This window comes from Pseudomonas helmanticensis (genome assembly GCF_900182985.1).
In the GTDB taxonomy this organism is placed as follows: domain Bacteria; phylum Pseudomonadota; class Gammaproteobacteria; order Pseudomonadales; family Pseudomonadaceae; genus Aquipseudomonas; species Aquipseudomonas helmanticensis.
The window spans coordinates 315,351-332,849 of record NZ_FXUY01000002.1 but is presented as its reverse complement, the minus strand read 5'-3'; the positions used below and the strand labels follow the sequence as shown (position 1 = coordinate 332,849).

At 55.0% G+C, this 17,499-nt stretch carries 13 protein-coding genes and 4 tRNA genes; all 17 read left to right on the top strand.

Annotated elements, in window-relative coordinates; genetic code table 11:
* The first annotated feature begins 5 nt into the window (after window positions 1-5).
* Entirely contained in the window at window positions 6-437 is a 432-nt protein-coding gene (locus tag QOL84_RS24240) for a hypothetical protein (RefSeq protein WP_283438604.1), read from the top strand.
* Window positions 438-580: 143 nt separating this feature from the next.
* Window positions 581-665: transfer RNA gene (locus QOL84_RS24235), tRNA-Tyr, on the top strand.
* Between the two features lie 25 nt (window positions 666-690).
* Window positions 691-764, top strand: a tRNA-Gly gene (locus QOL84_RS24230).
* Between the two features lie 26 nt (window positions 765-790).
* A tRNA-Thr gene (locus QOL84_RS24225) sits at window positions 791-866 on the top strand.
* A gap of 84 nt (window positions 867-950) precedes the next feature.
* Window positions 951-2,144 (top strand): elongation factor Tu, encoded by a 1,194-nt coding sequence (gene tuf, locus QOL84_RS24220; RefSeq protein ID WP_053124324.1) that lies wholly within the window; start codon window positions 951-953, stop codon window positions 2,142-2,144.
* A 53-nt stretch (window positions 2,145-2,197) separates the two neighbouring features.
* Window positions 2,198-2,273 (top strand) — tRNA-Trp (locus tag QOL84_RS24215).
* Window positions 2,274-2,318: 45 nt separating this feature from the next.
* On the top strand, window positions 2,319-2,687 hold the full coding sequence (gene secE / locus QOL84_RS24210; protein WP_009045851.1) for a preprotein translocase subunit SecE: 369 nt from the start codon (window positions 2,319-2,321) through the stop codon (window positions 2,685-2,687).
* A 9-nt stretch (window positions 2,688-2,696) separates the two neighbouring features.
* Entirely contained in the window at window positions 2,697-3,230 is a 534-nt protein-coding gene (gene nusG / locus QOL84_RS24205; protein WP_007916492.1) for a transcription termination/antitermination protein NusG, read from the top strand.
* A 117-nt stretch (window positions 3,231-3,347) separates the two neighbouring features.
* Complete coding sequence (rplK, locus tag QOL84_RS24200; protein WP_003228756.1) at window positions 3,348-3,779, top strand: 50S ribosomal protein L11; 432 nt, start codon at window positions 3,348-3,350, stop codon at window positions 3,777-3,779.
* Window positions 3,779-4,474 carry a 50S ribosomal protein L1 gene (gene rplA / locus QOL84_RS24195; protein WP_007916481.1) on the top strand — a complete coding sequence of 232 codons (696 nt, stop codon included), beginning with the start codon at window positions 3,779-3,781 and terminating at the stop codon, window positions 4,472-4,474. Before rplK ends, rplA begins: the two co-directional genes overlap by 1 nt.
* A 198-nt stretch (window positions 4,475-4,672) precedes the next feature.
* Entirely contained in the window at window positions 4,673-5,173 is a 501-nt protein-coding gene (rplJ, locus tag QOL84_RS24190; RefSeq protein ID WP_007916479.1) for a 50S ribosomal protein L10, read from the top strand.
* A 78-nt stretch (window positions 5,174-5,251) separates the two neighbouring features.
* Window positions 5,252-5,617 carry a 50S ribosomal protein L7/L12 gene (gene rplL / locus QOL84_RS24185; RefSeq protein WP_053124318.1) on the top strand — a complete coding sequence of 122 codons (366 nt, stop codon included), beginning with the start codon at window positions 5,252-5,254 and terminating at the stop codon, window positions 5,615-5,617.
* Window positions 5,618-5,838: 221 nt separating this feature from the next.
* Window positions 5,839-9,912, top strand: coding sequence for a DNA-directed RNA polymerase subunit beta (gene rpoB, locus QOL84_RS24180; RefSeq protein ID WP_129395733.1), 4,074 nt, complete (start codon window positions 5,839-5,841; stop codon window positions 9,910-9,912).
* A 64-nt stretch (window positions 9,913-9,976) separates the two neighbouring features.
* A complete protein-coding gene (gene rpoC, locus QOL84_RS24175) occupies window positions 9,977-14,176 on the top strand; it encodes a DNA-directed RNA polymerase subunit beta' (protein ID WP_007916472.1) in 4,200 nt (1,399 codons plus the stop codon).
* A gap of 216 nt (window positions 14,177-14,392) precedes the next feature.
* A complete protein-coding gene (gene rpsL / locus QOL84_RS24170) occupies window positions 14,393-14,764 on the top strand; it encodes a 30S ribosomal protein S12 (protein ID WP_003186084.1) in 372 nt (123 codons plus the stop codon).
* Between the two features lie 107 nt (window positions 14,765-14,871).
* Window positions 14,872-15,345 (top strand): 30S ribosomal protein S7, encoded by a 474-nt coding sequence (rpsG, locus tag QOL84_RS24165; RefSeq protein ID WP_007916467.1) that lies wholly within the window; start codon window positions 14,872-14,874, stop codon window positions 15,343-15,345.
* A 30-nt stretch (window positions 15,346-15,375) separates the two neighbouring features.
* The gene (gene fusA / locus QOL84_RS24160; RefSeq protein ID WP_129395732.1) at window positions 15,376-17,481 is read left to right on the top strand and encodes an elongation factor G; all 2,106 of its coding nucleotides are present in this window, start codon (window positions 15,376-15,378) and stop codon (window positions 17,479-17,481) included.
* The last annotated feature ends 18 nt before the right edge of the window (window positions 17,482-17,499 follow it).

The window sequence follows — 17,499 nt, the reverse complement described above, 5'->3', positions numbered from 1 at the left end:
TTTGTATGCGTTGGTTGTTCCTCCTGCTTCTGGTTCTCAATGTTTTTTATTATGTCTGGCATCAGCAGGAGGCGCCGTTGCGGGCAAAGGACGTGACGCCTCTTAGTTTGTATCGGGGGTCGCAGCAGGATATTCGCTTGCTGAGCGAGACGACTGGTGACGTTAGGGAGAAGCAGGGCGTGCGGCGTCAGGAGTGTCTCTTTCTGGGCGGTTTCTCTCGACAGGAGTCGATTTCGGCGCTGCAGCAGCGTTTGGCTGAAATGGGCGTTAATGTACAGCCGTCGTCGAAGGATGCTCCAGGAGCCGGTTATTGGCTGTCTGTTGCACCTGAGAGCCAGCGTTTGTTAGGGGATGTGCAACTGCAGAACCTTTCCAAGGAATTCAATGAGTTAAAACATAAAATAATGCTGTGTGAGGGGGTTGCGCCTGTCGAATAGTTTGCATAGAATGGCGCCCGCTCCACAGCGAAGACCCAAACAGGTTTTCAACGTGAGGTGATGTCAACGCAGCTAACCTCAGGTTTTTAAATGAGAAAATGCTTGACAGGGGTTTGGCATAGTATAGAATGCCGGCCTGATTAGGAGGGGTTCCCGAGCGGCCAAAGGGATCAGACTGTAAATCTGACGTCTACGACTTCGAAGGTTCGAATCCTTCTCCCTCCACCAGATTTAAGCGTGAGCTGCAAGCTCCGCGGGTATAGTTTAGTGGTAGAACCTCAGCCTTCCAAGCTGATGATGCGGGTTCGATTCCCGCTACCCGCTCCAAGTTTGCAGGTTGTGCAAAGTGTTTCGCTCTTGTAGCTCAGTTGGTAGAGCACACCCTTGGTAAGGGTGAGGTCAGCGGTTCAAATCCGCTCAAGAGCTCCATATAACAAGGCAGATATGAAAATATCTGCCTTTGTTTTAATGGCTAATGTTGTTTGCTCAATTCTTCTGTTAAGGGTGATATCGATGGCTAAGGAAAAATTTGATCGTTCCCTGCCGCACGTCAACGTTGGGACCATTGGTCACGTTGACCACGGTAAAACCACTTTGACTGCTGCTCTGACTCGCGTTTGCTCCGAAGTTTTCGGTTCGGCAATCGTTGACTTCGACAAGATCGACAGCGCCCCAGAAGAGAAAGCTCGCGGTATCACCATCAACACCGCGCACGTTGAGTACAACTCGAAAATTCGTCACTACGCTCACGTTGACTGCCCAGGTCACGCTGACTATGTGAAGAACATGATCACCGGTGCTGCTCAAATGGACGGCGCTATTCTGGTTTGTTCGGCCGCTGATGGTCCGATGCCGCAAACCCGTGAGCACATCCTGCTGTCCCGTCAGGTTGGCGTTCCGTACATCGTGGTTTTCCTGAACAAGGCTGACCTGGTAGACGACGCTGAACTGCTGGAACTGGTCGAGATGGAAGTTCGCGACCTGCTGTCCACCTACGACTTCCCGGGCGATGATACTCCAATCATCATCGGTTCGGCTCGTATGGCTCTGGAAGGCAAAGACGACAACGAGATGGGCACCACTGCCGTCAAGAAGCTGGTTGAGACTCTGGACAGCTACATCCCAGAACCAGTTCGTGTCACCGACAAGCCGTTCCTGATGCCAATCGAAGACGTATTCTCGATTTCGGGTCGCGGTACTGTTGTGACCGGTCGTATCGAGCGCGGTATCGTTCGCGTTCAAGATCCGCTGGAAATCGTTGGTCTGCGTGACACCACCGTTACTACTTGCACCGGTGTTGAAATGTTCCGCAAGCTGCTCGACGAAGGTCGTGCTGGCGAGAACTGCGGCGTTCTGCTGCGTGGTACCAAGCGTGACGACGTTGAGCGTGGTCAGGTTCTGGTTAAGCCGGGTTCGGTTAAGCCGCACACGAAGTTCACTGCAGAAGTTTACGTTCTGAGCAAGGAAGAAGGCGGTCGTCACACTCCGTTCTTCAAAGGCTACCGTCCACAGTTCTACTTCCGTACTACTGATGTGACTGGTAACTGCGAGCTGCCAGAAGGCGTTGAAATGGTGATGCCAGGTGACAACATTCAGATGACTGTTACCCTGATCAAAACCATCGCGATGGAAGACGGTCTGCGTTTCGCTATCCGTGAAGGCGGTCGTACCGTCGGCGCTGGTGTCGTGGCCAAAATCATCGAGTAAGTTGTTGTAATGTCTTTTTCGGGCCGGCATAATGGTCGGCCTGATTTTGTTTTAGGTCAGTAGCTCAATTGGCAGAGCGACGGTCTCCAAAACCGTAGGTTGGGGGTTCGATTCCCTCCTGACCTGCCAGATTCACTTGGTGTGTCTGGCTTTCTTTTCACAGGATCTTCATAGATGACTCCTAAAGCTGAAGCTCAAGGCTCTCGCTTCGATCTGCTCAAGTGGCTTGTAGTAGTCGCTTTGGTGGTTGTTGGCGTTGTTGGCAATCAGTATTACTCTGCTTCGCCGATCCTGTACCGCGTACTCGCATTGCTTGCCATTGCTGCTGTAGCTGCCTTTGTAGGCCTGCAGACAGCGAAGGGCAAGTCTTTCTTTGTACTGGTTAAGGAAGCTCGCACCGAAATTCGTAAAGTCGTGTGGCCAACTCGCCAAGAAACCACGCAGACCACCCTTATTGTGGTGGCTGTTGTTCTGGTTATGGCGTTGCTGTTGTGGGGGCTTGATTCCCTGCTCGGCTGGCTTGTTTCCTTGATTGTCGGCTAAGGGTGTCCCGTGGCTAAGCGTTGGTATGTTGTGCATGCTTACTCGGGTTACGAGAAGCATGTAATGCGCTCGCTCGTCGAGCGCGTAAAGCTGGCTGGCATGGAAGATGGCTTCGGCGAGATTCTGGTTCCCACTGAAGAAGTGGTTGAAATGCGTAATGGCCAGAAGCGCAAAAGCGAACGAAAGTTCTTTCCAGGCTATGTGCTGGTTCAGATGGATATGAATGAGGGTACTTGGCACTTGGTCAAGGATACACCTCGGGTGATGGGTTTTATTGGCGGTACTGCTGATAAGCCGGCACCAATCACCGATAAAGAGGCGGAAGCAATTCTGCGTCGTGTTGCTGATGGTAGCGACAAGCCTAAGCCGAAGACGCTCTTCGAGCCAGGTGAAACGGTGCGAGTCAATGATGGTCCATTTGCTGATTTCAATGGCGTCGTTGAAGAAGTTAACTACGAAAAGAGCCGGATCCAAGTGGCAGTGCTCATTTTCGGTCGCTCTACCCCGGTAGAGTTGGAGTTCAGTCAGGTCGAAAAGGTCTAACTGGACAAGCATCCCAACCCCGCAGCCCTAGGCTGTGGGGTTTTGTCGTCACTGGGATAAACGCGCAAGTAACCGGGGAGCCTTTCGAGGCGTTCGAACCCGTAATTGGAGTGCCTCATGGCCAAGAAAATTACCGCTTACATCAAGCTGCAAGTGAAGGCCGCTCAGGCTAACCCAAGCCCACCTGTTGGTCCTGCTCTGGGTCAGCACGGCGTGAACATCATGGAATTCTGCAAGGCTTTCAACGCCCGTACTCAGGGTCTTGAAGCAGGTCTGCCGACTCCAGTGATCATCACTGTCTACAGCGACCGTAGCTTCACTTTTGAAACCAAATCCACCCCTGCTTCGGTTCTGCTGAAGAAAGCGGCCGGTCTGACCAGCGGTTCCGCTCGTCCGAACACCGTTAAGGTCGGCACTGTTACCCGTGCTCAGCTGGAAGAAATCGCGAAAACCAAAAACGCGGATCTGACTGCAGCTGATATGGATGCAGCCGTGCGTACTATCGCCGGTTCTGCTCGTAGCATGGGCCTTAACGTGGAGGGTGTGTAATGGCTAAGCTGACCAAGCGTCAAAAGGCTATCGCCGGCAAAATCGAAGCAGGCAAGGCCTACAACATTGTAGACGCCGCTGCCCTGCTGGCCGAGCTGTCGACTGTCAAGTTCAGCGAGTCGTTTGACGTTGCTGTAAACCTGGGTGTAGACCCGCGTAAATCCGACCAGGTTGTTCGTAGCGCTACTGTGCTGCCGCACGGCACTGGCAAGACTGTTCGCGTTGCTGTATTCACCCAGGGTCCAGCTGCCGAGGCCGCTCTGGCTGCCGGCGCTGACCGTGTAGGTATGGACGACCTGGCTGCCGAAATGAAAGGCGGCGACCTGAACTATGACGTAGTGATCGCATCCCCGGATGCCATGCGCGTTGTAGGTCAGCTGGGCCAGATCCTCGGCCCACGTGGTCTGATGCCTAACCCTAAGGTTGGTACCGTAACTCCAGACGTAGCTACTGCGGTCAAGAACGCTAAAGCTGGTCAGGTTCGTTATCGCACCGACAAAAACGGCATCATTCACACTTCCGTTGGCAAGATGGGCTTCGACGCCGTCAAGCTGAAGGAAAACGTTGAAGCCCTGATCGCTGATCTGAAGCGTATCAAGCCAGCTTCCTCGAAAGGTATCTACGTCAAGCGCGTTACCCTGAGCACCACCATGGGCCCAGGTCTGGTTATCGACCAGAGCTCGCTGGACGCGTAAGACAAAAATTGGCGCGATTATTCGCGCCAGTTGAAATATTGGGGTCCCTGCCTGGCGGGGGCTATCCAAGACCGTAGGCGACGCAAGTCTTAAACCACCAGCCTACGCAGATGGTGCTCCCGGTTCCTTACCGAATCAGACACCAAAACGACATTCGGTTTCGATCGAATGAAACGGTAACAAGCAGGAGTTAAACCCGTGGCAATTAATCTCGAAGACAAGAAGGCCATCGTCGCTGAAGTCAACGAGGCTGCCAAAGTCGCTCTGTCCGCTGTCGTGGTTGATGCACGTGGCGTAACAGTAGGCGCAATGACCGGACTCCGTAAAGAGGCTCGTGAAGCTGGCGTTTACGTACGTGTTGTACGTAACACCCTGCTCAAGCGCGCTGTTGCTGACACTGAATACAGTGTTCTCAACGACGTGTTCACCGGCCCGACCTTGATCGCATTCTCCAATGAACACCCGGGTGCTGCTGCTCGTCTGTTCAAAGAGTTCGCTAAAGGTCAGGACAAGTTCGAGATCAAGGCAGCTGCGTTCGAGGGCAAGTTCCTCGCAGCTAATCAGATCGACGTTCTGGCAAGCCTGCCGACCCGTGACGAAGCAATTTCTCAGCTGATGAGCGTGATTCAAGGCGCTACCAGCAAATTGGCTCGTACTCTGGCGGCACTTCGCGACCAGAAAGAAGCTGCTGCAGCCTAAGGCTGAGCGTTTCCTCTCTCGCGTATTTTTGTTTATTTCGATGGCCTCCAGGCTATCCCCCAATTCAGGAAATAAGTCATGTCTCTGACTAACGAACAAATCATCGACGCAATCGGCGAAAAATCGGTTCTGGAAATCGTTGAGCTGATCAAGGCAATGGAAGAGAAGTTCGGCGTATCCGCTGCCGCTGCTTCTGCTGGTCCAGCTGCTGCTGCCGCTGTTGTTGAAGAGCAAACCGAGTTCAACGTTATCCTGAAAGGCGCTGGCGAGAAGAAAGTCAACGTGATCAAGGCTGTACGTGAACTGACCGGTCTGGGTCTGAAAGAAGCCAAGGAGAAGGTTGACACCGCTCCTCAGGTTATCGCTGAAGGCGTTTCGAAAGAAGCTGCTGAAGACGCGAAGAAGAAGCTGGAAGAAGCAGGCGCTGAAGTCGAAGTTAAGTAACTTTCGACTTTGCACCTCCAGCCCGAGCGTCAAGCGACAGGCTGATGGCTGGTGGCTCTTGCCACCGGCCTTTTTCCGTTATTGGCAGCCGACTGGGTCGGTGCTGATAAAGGCGCTGTAACCACCCGATGCGGTGGCGCAAACCATGGGGTTTGCACGATTTTCTGGCTGCTCCCGTCGGGAGGGGCCAAACAAGCAGGTGACCAAGCTGGGGAACGCTGATGGCTTACTCATATACTGAGAAAAAACGTATCCGCAAGGACTTTAGCAAGTTGCCGGACGTCATGGATGTGCCTTACCTCCTGGCCATCCAGCTGGATTCGTATCGTGAATTCTTGCAAGCGGGAGCGACTAAAGATCAGTTCCGCGACGTGGGCCTGCATGCGGCCTTCAAATCCGTTTTCCCGATCATCAGCTACTCCGGCAATGCTGCGCTGGAGTACGTCGGTTATCGCCTGGGCGAACCGGCATTTGATGTCAAAGAATGCGTATTGCGCGGTGTAACTTTCGCCGTACCTTTGCGGGTAAAAGTGCGCCTGATCATTTTCGACAAAGAATCGTCGAACAAAGCGATCAAGGACATCAAAGAGCAAGAAGTCTACATGGGTGAAATCCCCCTGATGACTGAGAACGGTACCTTCGTAATCAACGGTACCGAGCGTGTAATCGTTTCCCAGCTGCACCGTTCCCCGGGCGTGTTCTTCGACCACGACCGCGGCAAGACGCATAGCTCCGGCAAACTGCTGTACTCCGCGCGCATCATTCCTTACCGCGGCTCGTGGCTGGACTTCGAGTTCGACCCGAAAGACTGCGTGTTCGTGCGTATCGACCGTCGTCGCAAGCTGCCGGCATCGGTGCTGCTGCGTGCGCTCGGCTATACCACTGAAGAAGTGCTGGACGCTTTCTACACCACCAACGTTTTCCACCTGAGCGGCGAAACCCTCAGCCTGGAACTGATTGCTTCGCGTCTGCGTGGTGAAATTGCGGTTCTGGATATTCAGGACGAGAAAGGCAAAGTCATCGTTGAAGCTGGCCGCCGTATTACCGCGCGCCACATCAACCAGATCGAAAAAGCCGGCCTCAAGACCCTGGAAGTGCCTCTGGACTACGTCCTCGGTCGCACTACCGCCAAGGTCATCGTGCATCCGGCTACCGGCGAAATCCTGGCAGAGTGCAACACCGAGCTGAACACTGAAGTCCTGGCAAAAATTGCCAAGTCCGGCGTTGTTCGCATCGAAACTCTGTACACCAACGACATCGACTGCGGTCCGTTCGTCTCCGATACGCTGAAGATCGACTCCACCAGCAACCAATTGGAAGCGCTGGTCGAGATCTATCGCATGATGCGTCCGGGCGAGCCACCAACCAAAGACGCTGCCGAAACCCTGTTCAACAACCTGTTCTTCAGCCCTGAGCGCTATGACCTGTCTGCGGTCGGCCGGATGAAGTTCAACCGTCGTATCGGTCGTACCGAGATCGAAGGTTCGGGCGTGCTGTGCAAGGAAGACATCGTCGCGGTACTGAAGACTCTGGTCGACATCCGTAACGGTAAAGGCATCGTCGATGACATCGACCACCTGGGTAACCGTCGTGTTCGCTGCGTAGGCGAAATGGCCGAGAACCAGTTCCGCGTTGGCCTGGTACGTGTTGAGCGTGCGGTCAAAGAGCGTCTGTCGATGGCTGAAAGCGAAGGCTTGATGCCGCAAGACCTGATCAACGCCAAGCCAGTGGCTGCGGCGGTGAAAGAGTTCTTCGGTTCCAGCCAGCTCTCGCAGTTCATGGACCAGAACAACCCGCTGTCCGAGATCACCCACAAGCGTCGTGTCTCCGCACTCGGCCCTGGTGGTCTGACTCGTGAACGCGCAGGCTTTGAAGTTCGTGACGTACACCCGACTCACTACGGTCGTGTATGCCCGATTGAAACGCCGGAAGGTCCGAACATCGGTCTGATCAACTCCTTGGCTGCGTACGCTCGCACTAACCAGTACGGCTTCCTCGAGAGCCCGTACCGTGTGGTGAAAGACGCTCTGGTCACCGACGAGATCGTGTTCCTGTCTGCCATCGAAGAAGCCGATCACGTGATCGCTCAGGCTTCGGCCACGATGAACGACAAGAAAATGCTGATTGACGAACTGGTAGCTGTTCGTCACTTAAACGAGTTCACCGTCAAGGCGCCGGAAGACGTCACCTTGATGGACGTATCGCCGAAGCAGGTAGTTTCGGTTGCAGCGTCGCTGATCCCGTTCCTCGAACACGATGACGCCAACCGTGCGTTGATGGGTTCGAACATGCAGCGTCAAGCTGTACCAACCCTGCGCGCTGACAAGCCGCTGGTCGGTACCGGCATGGAGCGTAACGTAGCCCGTGACTCCGGCGTTTGCGTCGTGGCTCGTCGTGGCGGCGTGATCGACTCCGTCGATGCCAGCCGTATCGTGGTTCGTGTTGCTGATGACGAAGTTGAAACCGGTGAAGCTGGTGTCGACATCTACAACCTGACCAAATACACGCGCTCCAACCAGAACACCTGCATCAACCAGCGTCCGCTGGTGCGTAAAGGTGATCGGGTTCAGCGCAGCGACATCATGGCTGACGGCCCGTCCACTGACATGGGTGAGCTGGCGCTGGGTCAGAACATGCGCATCGCGTTCATGGCCTGGAACGGTTACAACTTCGAAGACTCCATCTGCCTGTCGGAGCGAGTTGTTCAAGAAGATCGCTTTACCACGATCCACATTCAGGAACTGACCTGTGTGGCACGTGACACCAAGCTTGGGCCAGAGGAAATCACTGCAGACATCCCTAACGTGGGTGAAGCTGCACTGAACAAGCTGGACGAAGCCGGGATCGTTTACGTAGGTGCTGAAGTTGGCGCAGGCGACATCCTGGTCGGTAAGGTCACTCCGAAAGGCGAGACCCAACTGACTCCGGAAGAAAAACTGCTGCGTGCCATCTTCGGTGAAAAAGCCAGCGACGTTAAAGACACCTCCCTGCGTGTACCTACCGGTACCAAAGGTACGGTGATCGACGTACAGGTCTTCACCCGTGACGGCGTTGAGCGTGATGCTCGTGCACTGTCGATCGAGAAGACTCAGCTCGACGAGATCCGCAAGGATCTGAACGAAGAGTTCCGTATCGTTGAAGGCGCGACTTTCGAACGTCTGCGTTCCGCTCTGGTAGGCCGCAAGGCTGAAGGCGGCGCTGGTCTGAAGAAAGGTCAGGACATCACCGACGAAGTACTCGACGGTCTTGAGCATGGTCAGTGGTTCAAACTGCGCATGGCTGAAGATGCTCTGAACGAGCAGCTCGAGAAGGCTCAAGCCTACATCGTTGATCGTCGCCGTCTGCTGGACGACAAGTTCGAAGACAAGAAGCGCAAACTGCAGCAGGGCGATGACCTGGCTCCAGGTGTGCTGAAAATCGTCAAGGTTTACCTGGCAATCCGTCGCCGCATCCAGCCGGGCGACAAGATGGCCGGTCGTCACGGTAACAAAGGTGTGGTCTCTGTGATCATGCCGGTTGAAGACATGCCGCACGATGCCAATGGCACCCCGGTCGACGTCGTTCTCAACCCGCTGGGCGTACCTTCGCGTATGAACGTTGGTCAGATCCTTGAAACCCACCTGGGCCTCGCGGCCAAAGGTCTGGGCGAGAAGATCAACCGGATGATCGAAGAGCAGCGTAAAGTCGCTGAACTGCGTACCTTCCTGGACGAGATCTACAACCAGATCGGCGGTCGTAACGAAGATCTGGACAGCTTCTCCGATCAGGAAATCCTGGATCTGGCGAAGAACCTGCGTGGCGGTGTTCCAATGGCCACCCCAGTGTTCGACGGCGCCAAGGAAAGCGAAATCAAGGCCATGCTGAAACTGGCAGACCTGCCGGAAAGCGGCCAGATGCAGCTGACTGACGGCCGTACCGGCAACAAGTTCGAGCGTCCAGTTACCGTTGGCTACATGTACATGCTGAAGCTGAACCACTTGGTAGACGACAAGATGCACGCGCGTTCTACCGGTTCGTACAGCCTGGTTACCCAGCAGCCGCTGGGTGGTAAGGCACAGTTCGGTGGTCAGCGTTTCGGGGAGATGGAGGTCTGGGCACTGGAAGCATACGGTGCTGCTTACACTCTGCAAGAAATGCTCACAGTGAAGTCGGACGATGTGAACGGCCGTACCAAGATGTACAAAAACATCGTGGATGGCGATCACCGTATGGAGCCGGGCATGCCCGAGTCCTTCAACGTGTTGATCAAGGAAATTCGTTCCCTCGGCATCGATATCGATCTGGAAACCGAATAACACGTGACGCGAATCGAGAGCGGGGCAGGATTGCCCGCTCTCTGCTCCGCCAGGAGGAAAGGCCTTGAAAGACCTACTGAATTTGCTGAAAAACCAGGGTCAAGTCGAAGAGTTCGACGCCATCCGTATCGGATTGGCCTCGCCTGAGATGATCCGCTCGTGGTCGTTCGGTGAAGTTAAAAAGCCGGAAACCATCAACTACCGTACGTTCAAACCTGAGCGTGACGGCCTGTTCTGCGCCAAGATCTTTGGCCCGGTAAAGGATTACGAGTGCCTGTGCGGTAAGTACAAGCGCTTGAAGCACCGTGGTGTGATCTGCGAGAAGTGCGGCGTTGAAGTTGCATTGGCCAAGGTTCGTCGTGAGCGCATGGCGCACATCGAACTGGCTTCGCCGGTTGCCCACATCTGGTTCCTGAAATCGCTGCCGTCGCGTATCGGCTTGCTGATGGACATGACCCTGCGTGATATCGAACGCGTTCTCTACTTCGAGAGCTATGTCGTTATCGATCCAGGCATGACCACCCTTGAAAAAGGTCAGCTGCTGAACGACGAGCAGTACTTCGAAGCGCTGGAAGAGTTCGGTGATGACTTCGACGCCCGTATGGGTGCTGAAGCTGTCCGTGAACTGCTGCACGCTATCGACCTGGAGCACGAGATTGGCCGTCTGCGTGAAGAAATTCCGCAAACCAACTCCGAAACCAAGATCAAGAAGCTGTCCAAGCGTCTGAAGTTGATGGAAGCCTTCCAGGGTTCCGGCAACCTGCCAGAGTGGATGGTGCTGACCGTTCTGCCGGTTCTGCCGCCAGATCTGCGTCCACTGGTCCCGCTGGATGGCGGTCGTTTCGCGACTTCCGACCTCAACGATCTGTATCGTCGAGTGATCAACCGTAACAACCGTTTGAAGCGCCTGCTGGATCTGTCCGCTCCGGACATCATCGTGCGCAACGAAAAGCGTATGTTGCAGGAAGCTGTCGATGCTCTGCTCGACAACGGTCGTCGTGGCCGCGCTATCACTGGTTCGAACAAGCGTCCTCTGAAATCCCTGGCTGACATGATCAAGGGTAAGCAAGGTCGTTTCCGTCAGAACTTGCTCGGTAAGCGTGTTGACTACTCCGGTCGTTCGGTAATTACCGTAGGTCCGACCCTGCGTCTGCACCAGTGCGGTCTGCCGAAGAAGATGGCTCTCGAGCTGTTCAAACCGTTCATTTTCGGCAAGCTCGAAATGCGTGGTCTCGCGACCACCATCAAAGCGGCCAAGAAAATGGTCGAGCGCGAACTGCCAGAGGTTTGGGACGTTCTCGCTGAAGTGATTCGCGAACACCCGGTTCTTCTCAACCGTGCACCGACCCTTCACCGTCTGGGTATCCAGGCGTTTGAACCGGTACTGATCGAAGGTAAGGCTATCCAGCTGCACCCTCTGGTCTGCGCCGCGTACAACGCCGACTTCGACGGCGACCAAATGGCCGTGCACGTACCGCTGACACTGGAAGCCCAGCTGGAAGCGCGTGCGTTGATGATGTCGACCAACAACATTCTGTCGCCAGCCAACGGTGAGCCAATCATCGTTCCGTCGCAGGACGTTGTATTGGGTCTGTACTACATGACTCGTGAAGCGATCAACGCCAAAGGCGAAGGTCGTGTGTTCGCGGATCTGCAGGAAGTTGACCGTGTGTTCCGTGCCGGCGAAGCCGCACTGCACGCCAAGGTTAAAGTACGTATCAACGAAACCGTCAACGACCGTGACGGCAACAGCGTGAGCGGTACCCGTATCGTCGACACCACTGTCGGCCGTGCGCTGCTGTTCCAGGTTGTGCCAAAAGGTCTGTCGTACGACGTCGTCAACCTGCCGATGAAGAAAAAGGCGATCTCCAAGCTGATCAACCAGTGCTACCGCGTGGTTGGTCTGAAAGAGACCGTGATCTTCGCTGACCAGTTGATGTACACCGGTTTCGCTTACTCGACCATCTCCGGCGTTTCCATCGGTGTTAACGACTTCGTTATCCCGGACGAAAAAGCCCGCATCATCGGTGCAGCCACCGACGAAGTGAAAGAGATCGAGAGTCAGTACGCCTCCGGCCTGGTAACCCAGGGCGAGAAGTACAACAAAGTGATCGACCTTTGGTCGAAAGCGAACGACGAAGTTTCCAAGGCAATGATGGCCAACCTCTCGAAAGAGAAGGTTATCGACCGTCATGGCGTTGAAGTCGATCAAGAGTCTTTCAACTCGATGTACATGATGGCTGACTCGGGTGCGCGGGGTTCCGCAGCACAGATTCGTCAGCTGGCCGGTATGCGTGGTCTGATGGCCAAGCCGGACGGTTCCATCATTGAAACGCCGATTACTGCGAACTTCCGTGAAGGTTTGAGCGTACTTCAGTACTTCATCTCCACTCACGGTGCTCGTAAAGGTCTGGCGGATACCGCGTTGAAAACGGCGAACTCCGGTTACCTGACTCGTCGTCTGGTAGACGTGGCGCAGGATCTGGTTGTAACCGAGATCGATTGCGGCACCGAACACGGTCTGCTGATGACTCCGCACATTGAAGGCGGTGACGTTGTAGAGCCGTTGGGTGAGCGCGTATTGGGTCGTGTTATTGCCCGTGACGTGTTCAAGCCAGGCACCGAGGACGTAATCGTTCCTGCCGGTACTCTGGTAGACGAAAAGTGGGTCGAGTTCATCGAGCTGAACAGCATCGACGAAGTGATCGTGCGTTCGCCGATCAGCTGCGAAACCCGCTATGGCATTTGCGCCAAGTGCTACGGCCGTGACTTGGCTCGTGGTCACCAGGTGAACATCGGTGAGGCGGTCGGCGTTATCGCTGCCCAGTCCATCGGTGAGCCGGGTACCCAGCTGACGATGCGTACGTTCCACATCGGTGGTGCGGCAAGCCGGACTTCCGCTGCGGACAGCGTTCAGGTGAAGAATGGCGGTACCGTTCGTCTGCACAATTTGAAGCACGTTGAGCGAGTGGATGGTCACCTGGTTGCTGTGTCCCGTTCCGGTGAGCTGGCCATCGCTGACGACTTCGGTCGTGAGCGCGAGCGTTACAAGCTGCCGTACGGTGCTGTGATTTCGGTTAAAGAAGGTGACAAGGTCGACGCTGGCGCAATCGTGGCCAAGTGGGATCCGCACACTCACCCGATCGTTACCGAAATGAAAGGTACCGTGACCTACGTGGGCATGGAAGAAGGCATCACGATCAAGCGTCAGACTGACGAATTGACCGGTATGACCAACATTGAAGTACTCGACGCGAAAGATCGTCCAGCTGCGGGCAAAGAAATTCGTCCGGCAGTGAAGATGGTTGACGACAACGGCAAGGATCTGTTGCTGCCAGGCACTGACGTTATCGCTCAGTACTTCCTGCCGGCCAACGCCCTGGTCGGTGTTGCGGACGGTGCGAAGATCGCGATCGGTGATGTTATCGCGCGTATCCCGCAAGAAACTTCGAAGACCCGTGACATCACCGGTGGTCTGCCGCGTGTTGCCGACTTGTTCGAAGCTCGTCGTCCGAAAGAAGCGTCGATTCTGGCTGAAGTCAGCGGCACCATCGCGTTCGGTAAAGAAACCAAAGGCAAGCGCCGTCTGGTTATTACCCCGAACGACGGTACCGATCCGTACGAAGAGCTGATTCCGAAGTGGCGTCACCTGAACGTGTTCGAAGGCGAACAGGTAAACCGCGGCGAAGTTATCTCCGACGGTCCAAGCGATCCGCACGACATCCTGCGTCTGCTGGGTGTGAGCGCGCTGGCCAAGTACATCGTGAACGAGATCCAGGACGTTTACCGTCTGCAAGGCGTGAAGATCAACGACAAGCACATCGAGACCATCCTGCGTCAGATGCTGCGTAAAGTTGAAATCGCTGAATCCGGCGATTCCAGCTTCATCAAGGGCGACCAGATGGAACTGACTCACGTACTGGTAGAGAACGAGCGTCTGGGCGGCGAAGACAAGTTCGTCTCCAAGTACACTCGCGTTCTGCTCGGTATCACCAAGGCGTCGTTGTCCACCGAATCGTTCATCTCGGCGGCTTCCTTCCAGGAAACCACTCGTGTACTGACCGAAGCGGCAGTCACCGGCAAGCGCGATTACCTGCGCGGCCTGAAAGAAAACGTTGTCGTGGGTCGTCTGATCCCGGCAGGTACCGGCCTGGCATATCACAGCGAGCGCAAGCGTCGCCGTGAAGCAGACAAGCCGTTGCGCGTAAGCGCCAGTGAAGTGGAAGCTGCACTGACCGAAGCGCTGAACTCGAGCGGTAACTGAGTTCTGCGATAAATGAGCGTAAGGCCCTGATCGCTCCGTTCATCGAATCGAGACAATTTGTCGAGGTTCGAGGGGCGGGGAGGTCGGGGCCTTGCCTTGACTGGGGACAAGATCCTCTTTAGACTCTTGATCCCCTAAATTTGGCGGGAATTCGTTCCTGCCATTTTGCTTTTCTTGCAAGACAATAGCGTCGCAAGACAACAGTGGAGCTAGTAGATGGCAACTATCAACCAGCTGGTACGTCAGCCGCGTAAGCGTATCGTCGAGAAATCCGACGTACCTGCGCTGCAGAACTGCCCGCAACGTCGTGGCGTGTGCACCCGTGTGTACACCACTACGCCGAAAAAACCTAACTCGGCACTGCGTAAAGTATGCCGTGTGCGCCTGACCAACGGTTTCGAGGTTTCCTCGTACATCGGTGGTGAAGGTCACAACCTGCAAGAGCACAGCGTGGTACTGATCCGCGGCGGTCGTGTAAAAGACTTGCCAGGTGTTCGTTACCACACCGTTCGCGGCTCCTTGGATACTTCCGGCGTTAAAGGTCGTAACCAGGGTCGTTCGAAGTACGGTACCAAGCGTCCGAAGTAATCGGCCGTTTTGCAGATTTTCATTTTATTGAGTCGATAAGAGTAAGGTCGGGCACGCATCCATTGGATCTGTCCCGAGCTAACCTGAAGACCGCTTGAGGGCTTATCATGCCAAGACGTCGCGTAGCAGCAAAGCGTGAGATTCTGGACGATCCGAAATACGGAAGCCAGATCCTCGCCAAATTCATGAACCACGTTATGGAAAGCGGCAAGAAAGCCGTTGCCGAGCGTATCGTTTATGGTGCCCTGGAAACCGTTGCGACCCGTAAGGCTGGCACCGATCCCCTGGAACTCTTCGAAAAAGCACTCGACGCCATCGCTCCGCTGGTCGAAGTGAAGTCGCGCCGCGTTGGTGGTGCTACTTACCAGGTTCCGGTCGAGGTTCGTCCTTCCCGTCGTAACGCTCTGGCAATGCGCTGGTTGGTAGACTTCGCACGTAAGCGTGGCGAGAAGTCTATGGCTCTGCGTTTGGCTGGCGAACTGCTGGATGCTGCTGAAGGTAAAGGTGCTGCTGTTAAGAAGCGTGAAGACGTGCACCGTATGGCTGAAGCCAACAAAGCTTTCTCGCACTACCGCTTCTAATTTTAGCTTCACTAATTTTGCGAGGGCTTTATGGCTCGTACTACTCCGATTAGTCGCTACCGTAACATCGGTATCGTCGCTCACGTGGATGCTGGTAAAACCACCACCACCGAGCGCGTCCTTTTTTACACCGGCAAAAGTCACAAAATGGGCGAGGTGCATGATGGCGCCGCGACCACAGACTGGATGGTGCAGGAGCAGGAGCGTGGTATTACCATTACTTCTGCTGCCATCACCGCCTTCTGGAAAGGTTCCGAGAAGCAGTACAAGGACGAGCATCGCTTCAACGTAATCGATACCCCGGGCCACGTTGACTTCACCATTGAAGTTGAACGTTCCCTGCGCGTACTCGACGGCGCTGTGGTTGTGTTCTGCGGTACTTCGGGTGTTGAGCCTCAGTCGGAAACCGTATGGCGTCAAGCCAACAAATACGGCGTTCCACGTCTTGTTTACGTAAACAAGATGGACCGTGCTGGTGCGAACTTCCTGCGCGTGATCGCTCAGATCAAACAGCGTCTGGGTCACACTCCGGTGCCAATTCAGTTGGCCATCGGTTCCGAAGACAACTTCCAGGGTCAGATCGATCTGATCAACATGCAAGCTGTCTACTGGAACGACTCTGATAAAGGTATGGTCCCTGTTCGCAAGGACATTCCTGCTGAGCTCCAAGAGCTGGCTGAAGAGTGGCGCAACAACATGGTTGAGGCTGCTGCCGAAGCCAACGAAGAGCTGATGAACAAGTACCTGGAAGGCGAAGAGCTGACGATCGTAGAGATCAAAGCTGCTTTGCGTCAGCGTACTATCGCCGGCGAAATCGTTCTGGCTGTTTGCGGTTCGTCTTTTAAGAACAAGGGTGTTCCCCTGGTTCTCGACGCCGTTATCGACTTCCTGCCTGCACCAACCGACATTCCTGCTATCAAGGGTACTGACCCGGATAACGAGGAAATCGAGCTGGAGCGTCATGCAGACGATTCGGAGCCGTTCTCGGCTCTGGCGTTCAAGATCGCTACCGACCCATTCGTGGGTACCTTGACCTTCGTCCGTGTTTACTCGGGCGTGTTGAACTCCGGCGACGGCGTGATCAACTCGGTTAAAGGTAAAAAAGAGCGCGTGGGTCGTATGGTGCAAATGCACGCAAACGCCCGTGAAGAGATCAAGGAAGTGCGCGCTGGCGACATCGCGGCCCTGATCGGCATGAAGGACGTCACCACTGGTGAAACCCTCTGCAACGCTGACAAGCCAATCATTCTGGTTCGCATGGACTTCCCGGAGCCGGTTATTTCGGTTGCCGTAGAGCCAAAGACCAAGGATGACCAGGAAAAAATGGGTATCGCTCTGGGCAAACTTGCTCAGGAAGACCCGTCTTTCCGCGTTAAAACTGATGAAGAGACTGGTCAAACGATCATCTCCGGCATGGGCGAGCTGCACCTGGACATCCTGGTTGACCGGATGCGCCGTGAGTTCAACGTCGAAGCCAACATCGGCAAGCCTCAGGTTTCCTATCGTGAGCGCATCACGAAGAACTGCGAAATCGAAGGCAAGTTCGTTCGTCAGTCCGGCGGTCGTGGTCAATTCGGCCACTGCTGGATCCGTTTTGCTCCTGCTGACGAAGGTCAGGAAGGTCTGCAATTCGTGAACGAAGTAGTAGGTGGTGTGGTTCCTAAGGAATACATCCCGGCTATCCAGAAGGGCATCGAAGAGCAGATGAAGAACGGCGTTGTTGCCGGCTATCCGCTGATCGGCCTGAAGGCTACCGTGTTCGATGGTTCTTACCACGACGTCGACTCCAACGAGATGGCGTTTAAAGTGGCTGCCTCCATGGCGACCAAGCAACTGGCCCAGAAGGGCGGTGGTGAGTTGCTTGAGCCGATCATGGCTGTAGAGGTTGTTACGCCTGAAGACTATATGGGTGATGTCATGGGCGACCTTAACCGTCGTCGCGGCATGATCCAGGGTATGGAAGACACAGTGTCCGGCAAGGTTATCCGTGCCGAGGTTCCGCTGGGTGAGATGTTCGGTTATGCGACCGACGTTCGTTCCATGTCCCAGGGTCGCGCAAGCTACTCTATGGAATTCAAAAAATACGATACGGCTCCGTCGCACATCGTCGAATCCGTAACCAAAAAACAAGGCTGATTCAGCCCCTTTAGGCTA

Bases quoted from the DNA above. Each gene is read 5' to 3' on its own strand.
- tuf (WP_053124324.1), top strand. From the start codon at position 951: ATGGCTAAGGAAAAATTTGATCGTTCCCTGCCGCACGTCAACGTTGGG.
- rpoB (WP_129395733.1), top strand. From the start codon at position 5,839: ATGGCTTACTCATATACTGAGAAAAAACGTATCCGCAAGGACTTTAGC.
- rplA (WP_007916481.1), top strand. From the start codon at position 3,779: ATGGCTAAGCTGACCAAGCGTCAAAAGGCTATCGCCGGCAAAATCGAA.
- fusA (WP_129395732.1), top strand. From the start codon at position 15,376: ATGGCTCGTACTACTCCGATTAGTCGCTACCGTAACATCGGTATCGTC.
- rpsG (WP_007916467.1), top strand. From the start codon at position 14,872: ATGCCAAGACGTCGCGTAGCAGCAAAGCGTGAGATTCTGGACGATCCG.
- rpsL (WP_003186084.1), top strand. From the start codon at position 14,393: ATGGCAACTATCAACCAGCTGGTACGTCAGCCGCGTAAGCGTATCGTC.
- rplK (WP_003228756.1), top strand. From the start codon at position 3,348: ATGGCCAAGAAAATTACCGCTTACATCAAGCTGCAAGTGAAGGCCGCT.
- QOL84_RS24240 (WP_283438604.1), top strand. From the start codon at position 6: ATGCGTTGGTTGTTCCTCCTGCTTCTGGTTCTCAATGTTTTTTATTAT.
- secE (WP_009045851.1), top strand. From the start codon at position 2,319: ATGACTCCTAAAGCTGAAGCTCAAGGCTCTCGCTTCGATCTGCTCAAG.
- rplL (WP_053124318.1), top strand. From the start codon at position 5,252: ATGTCTCTGACTAACGAACAAATCATCGACGCAATCGGCGAAAAATCG.